Source organism: Paenibacillus sp. oral taxon 786 str. D14 (genome assembly GCF_000159955.1).
Lineage (GTDB): Bacteria > Bacillota > Bacilli > Paenibacillales > Paenibacillaceae > Fontibacillus > Fontibacillus phoenicis.
In genome coordinates this window covers 110127-111250 of record NZ_GG695974.1, presented here as the reverse complement: position 1 = coordinate 111250, position 1124 = coordinate 110127, and the positions used below count along the sequence as shown (strand labels likewise).

Below are 1124 nucleotides of genomic sequence, written 5' to 3'. Positions count from 1 at the left end.
TAAGAGACGCAGGGCATGTCTACAAATATATATCATGCCCTCTAAACGTCCCCAATTCGTCCCCGTAACCTTGATGAATCCACTTTTATAGCACGTATTTTAGGAAACACACAGCCTCCACATGTACCGTATGCGGGAACATATCCACCGGCGTTACCTCCACGGTCCGGTAGCCGCCGTCCTCAAGGATGCGCAGGTCGCGAGCCAGAGTTGCGGGGTTGCACGATACGTAAACCACACGCTCGGGCTTCATTTTGATAATCGTGTCGAGCAGGTGCGGGTCGCAGCCTTTGCGGGGCGGGTCGACGACGATGACGTCGGCTTCGATCCCCTGCTCTTTCCAGGCTGGGATGACGTCTTCGGAGGCACCGACCTCAAAAGTGACATGGTTCATTCCGTTCAGCTTGGCGTTGACGCGAGCGTCTTCGATCGCCTCTTTGACAATCTCCACGCCGTACACCCGCTTCGCGTGTTGCGCCAGGAACAACGAGATCGTGCCGATGCCGCAGTAGGCGTCAATGACCGTCTCTTGACCGGTCAGACCGGCGTATTCGACCGTTTTGCCATAGAGAACTTCCGTCTGGATTGGGTTTACTTGGTAAAAAGAACGCGCCGAGATCGCAAACTTCACGTCCCCGATATAGTCATAGATCACTTCGCGGCCCCACAGGACGCGAGTTACGTCGCCGAAGATGACGTTCGTCTGCCGTGTGTTGACGTTCTGGCAGATGCTTACCACAGCCGGAAGCTCTTCACGGATCGCCGCAATCCATTCGTCTTCACGGGGGATCCGATCGCCGTTTGTGACCAGCACCAGCATCATTTCGCCGGTGCGGAAGCCAACCTTTACGACGACGTGGCGAAGCAGGCCTTGGCCTGTCTCTTCGTCGTAGGCGGTGATGCCCAGGCGGCGGCCGATCGCTTTGACGCGGCTGATCACATCATCGTTGCTCTCGTGCTGGATGAGGCACGTCTCCATGTCGATGATGCGATGGCTGCCGCGGGCGTAGAAGCCGCCGACCAGTGCGCCGTCGATGACGCCGACGGGCACCTGCGCCTTGTTGCGGTAGCGCCAAGGCGCAGCCATGCCGATCGTCGGTCGCACGACGACGGCATGGTCGCCG

At 58.5% G+C, this 1124-nt stretch carries 1 protein-coding gene; it reads right to left on the bottom strand.

The genetic code is table 11. From position 1 onward, the window contains the following. Positions 1-85: 85 nt before the first annotated feature. Positions 86-1124 (bottom strand): 23S rRNA (uracil(1939)-C(5))-methyltransferase RlmD (gene rlmD / locus POTG_RS09180; RefSeq protein ID WP_157273387.1); only part of this gene is annotated, 1039 nt, incomplete at its 5' end.